Below are 3,696 nucleotides of genomic sequence, written 5' to 3' on the forward strand. Positions count from 1 at the left end.
TTCTTCAAGGATGCGTACGAACTGAGCGGCAATAGTGGGCGAGGCGCTTGATGGCTTAAGTACTACGGTATTGCCAGCCACAAAGGAGGCGCTGGTCATGCCGACCATGATGGCGCCGGGGAAGTTCCAGGGTGGAATGACCGCACCGACGCCGAGCGGAATGTAGACCAGCTCGTTGTCTTCGTCTGGAATACGAACAAGCGGCTGCGCTTCGGCCAGGCGCAACATTTCTCGCGCGTAGAACTCCAAGAAATCAATGGCCTCAGCAGTGTCGGCATCGGCCTCAGTCCAGCTCTTGGCCACCTCGTAGATCATCCAGGCATTAAAGAGAAAGCGGCGTTCACGCAGGCGATCAGCGGCAGCAAAGAGGTAGTTAGCGCGCTCATGTGCAGGAACGCGCTTCCACTGCTCGAAAGCCTCGGCAGCGGCATGTACAGCTTGGTCAACCTGTTCCAGCGTCGCCCGCGAGAAATAGCCGATCACCTGGTCAGGTTGGGCCGGATTGACCGAGGCGAAAGTCTCACTGTTCTGCAGGTGCTGACCAGCGATGATCAGCGGATAGGTGCGGCCTAGCTCGCTGCGCACCTGGGCCAAGGCTTCTTCTTGGGCGCGTCGGTTCTCGGGACGCGAGAAGTCTGTGAGCGGCTCGTTTCTAAAGGGGGTCCGCGCACGCTCTAAGACGTGCTCTGCGGTGATAGTCATGATCGTTCACACTCCTTCGTGTTCTCAACGGGTACTTTCCCCTTTATTGTATCCCACGAGGTGGCTCGCCTGGTAGAGAAAGGGTCGGCCCTACTGGCGGCTCGCCAGCAGAGGTGTGAACGTTTGTCTGCTTGCTCAGCAGAGCACCAGGTCGCTGACGATGGCTACGAGCATAGTGCCAAGGCAGAGGAGGGCAACACCAGGCCAGCCGCCGTGCAAGAGTGCCACGCCGGGCAGGACCGCTCCCAGGCTGCCACCGAAGTAGTAACAGGAGAGGTAGAGGGAGGCCGCTGTCCCTTTGGCTTTATGGGCTTGTTCGCCAAGGTAGAGATTGACGGCTGGGATGGTGCAGAACATGCCGAGAGCCAGCAGGCCAAGGCCAGCGATGACCAGGGGTAGCTGTGGAATGAGCGTGATCACAAGACCACAACTGGCAACACTCATGCTGACGGCAATAGCACGTCGTGAGCCGACGCGCTCAGCCAGGCTGCCCGCAATTGGCGAACAGAGGCCAGTGAGCCAGAGCAGATACACCAGGCCAAGCTGAACGGTTGAGAGGCCGAAATGAGGCCCGCTGAGATAGTAGGGTAAATACGTAAAGGTGCCAACAAAGCCGAAGAACAGGGTAAAGCCGATAATGAAGGCCCCGACAAGGTGACGGTTGTGCAGGTGCAGCCAGATATCGCTGAGCGACTGACGCAGAACATTGCTGCCCGAGGCGTCGCTCGTGGGTTTTGAAGCTCTGCTGAGAAAGCGTCGCTCCTGCAAGAGGTGAGGGCGCTGCAGCCTCTGCTCCTGGGTATCGGGCAGAAAGCGCCACATAGCCAAGGCGGCGATCAACGTCGGTAGGCTAAAGGAGAACAGAGCAATCTGCCAGTTTGTGGCAGCGGTCAGGGCGGCGCTCCCCAGGCGAGCAAAAAGGCCACCCAGGGTTTGCCCACTGACATAGACACCCATTGCCAGGCCGCGCTCATAGCCGCGAAATTCTTCGTTGACGTAGGAGATTGCCACGCTGGTCAATCCTGGCATGAGCAACCCCTGCAGGGCGCGCAAGGCAAGCAGCGTAGGAAAATTAGGGGCAAAGGCACATAGCAACGTGGGAACGGTGATGAGCAAACTGCTGCCTACCATGACGATTTTGCGTCCAATGCGGTCGGAGAGCGGCCCATAGAAAAGCGAGCCAACGGCTACCGCTAGAACAATCAACGAAATGGTCAGGCCCGCTGTGGGCGCATCGACCCGAAAGGCCCGGCTGAGAACAGGCAGGATCGCCTGGGTGGTGTACATGTTGGCGAAGACAAAGGCCGGTCCTAAGAAAAGGGCTACCAGCGCTCCAACACGTATACCTTGCTGCTCTGGGCGCGGAGAAAAGGATGTCGTGCTAGACATGAGTGGGAAGGACCTTTCCAGATGCAAGTGACTGCCAGCAAAGAGGCGGATATTTCTATTATAGCCTCGTGAGCACTCTCTAGCCAGCCTAGTCGCTAGCGTTCACCGCCCGTCTGCCCTCTACCGGACTGTGGCTGCAGGATGGGTGAACGCTGTCTGTGAGCCGCAAGACTGCTCGGCTGGTATGATAATGACTATGCTGGCATGGGCTGCTGTGGTCATGCTTGTTGTTTATGCTGAGGGAAAGTGAGGAAAGCGCATGGACATTTATCGCGCCCTGGGCTTGGATGTGCCGATCCTCCATCTCTGTGTTCGCCTGCTAGCGCGCGATGTTGAGACCGAACTCTTGCCGCGGCTCGCAGCCCTCCGTGAACGTTGCGCTACGGTGGCGAAGCGTTTGCAGCAGTGGACTGAAGAGCAGTGTAGGCTCTATGCAGAAGAGGCGGGACAGCGTCTTCTACGGCAGAACCTTCTCGCCGCCGCGGTTCAGCCAATGCAAGCCTCTGCAGCTCTGGAACGCGATCTGCGTCGCTTGGCGGTGCGCCTGGGGACAGCCGGCCTCTTCACTCTTGAGGGGCCAGCCCTCGTGAGCTGCACGGTCCCCGAGTTAGGACCGAGGCCGCTAGCCCCTGATCTGGAGAGAGCCGTCCAGACTGGTAGAGCAAGCTGGGAACACTGGCGCCGTCGGCTCCCTGAGCATCAGCTCTATGAGCTGTGGTTTCTCCTGCGGGGCTCCTGCGCCTTCGATATTCTCAATCAATTCATTGCAGAATGGCCCGCCGCCTTGCGCGGTGATCAGGGGCCAGTCGTGGAGGATGTACCCCCAGCACGGGCTGGACTACCCGCTGTGACCAGCGGAGCACTTGCCTACCATCTTGTCTATCAAGTTGGCGATGACCTGCTTAGCGCTGCAGCTCCGGAGTTGGGCACACAGACGCTCTCGCTCTTCTTCTCCGCCGAGGATCTTTCGTATAGTACTTTGAGACGGGAGGTAATGGCTTTGCTCGAGCAGCTTGCCGAGCAGCCTTTTCTGCGTCATGCCTCGTTCTGGCAGCGTGATCCGTGGCCTGGCGAGACGGGAGCGGCTTTTCTCCTACGCCTGCGGCTACCTTCAGGAGAGGTGCCATTGCGGCAGATGGGAGAGACTATTATAAAGGCCAGCTCTGTTGGCCGCGAGTGCCTGCTAGGCCGGGGTCTGCTACTCAGCGGACAACGCCTTTTCTGATGAGAGGATGGGCGTCAAGCGATCTGAAGAGCTGGCTAGCGAAAATGCCCGCCGCGCCTGCCTCTAGCCTCTCCTGGCCCTCATCTGGGCTGGCTCGACAGCGCTGGCATAAAAGGCTATACTGGAGGGCGCCGTGAGAAGCGCTGCGAGGAGCGGAGGGATATGTGACATGGCACAAACACGCGAAGAGTTCCCTATTGAAAAGCAAATACGGAAAGACATTCAGGATGCTCAGCGAGCCAGAGATCAGCTTAAAATCGATACGCTGCGCATGGCGCTAGGAGCAATTCATAATCTAGAGGTTGCGCGTACTGATAGTAAGCATCCTGAGTATGGCAAGCCACTCACCGAGGCCGACTGCTATCAGGTGATAGAGCGCG

At 58.6% G+C, this 3,696-nt stretch carries 3 protein-coding genes and 1 pseudogene; 2 read left to right on the forward strand and 2 right to left on the reverse strand.

Going from position 1 to position 3,696, the window contains the following annotated elements:
* The coding region (locus tag IRZ24_RS17980; RefSeq protein WP_297167336.1) for an aldehyde dehydrogenase family protein at positions 1-702 on the reverse strand (702 nt) is incomplete at its 3' end.
* A gap of 135 nt (positions 703-837) precedes the next feature.
* Positions 838-2,091 (reverse strand): MFS transporter, encoded by a 1,254-nt coding sequence (locus IRZ24_RS17985; RefSeq protein WP_297167339.1) that lies wholly within the window; start codon positions 2,089-2,091, stop codon positions 838-840.
* A 259-nt stretch (positions 2,092-2,350) separates the two neighbouring features.
* Here IRZ24_RS17985 and IRZ24_RS17990 point away from each other — a divergent pair, with 259 nt between their 5' ends.
* Both IRZ24_RS17990 and IRZ24_RS17995 read left to right on the forward strand, forming a co-directional pair.
* Positions 2,351-3,316 carry a hypothetical protein gene (locus IRZ24_RS17990; RefSeq protein ID WP_297167342.1) on the forward strand — a complete coding sequence of 322 codons (966 nt, stop codon included), beginning with the start codon at positions 2,351-2,353 and terminating at the stop codon, positions 3,314-3,316.
* Between the two features lie 169 nt (positions 3,317-3,485).
* Positions 3,486-3,696 (forward strand): annotated as a pseudogene (locus IRZ24_RS17995) (GatB/YqeY domain-containing protein); the annotation flags it as partial.

The sequence above is a fragment of the Thermogemmatispora sp. genome, assembly GCF_019683755.1.
In the GTDB taxonomy this organism is placed as follows: domain Bacteria; phylum Chloroflexota; class Ktedonobacteria; order Ktedonobacterales; family Ktedonobacteraceae; genus Thermogemmatispora.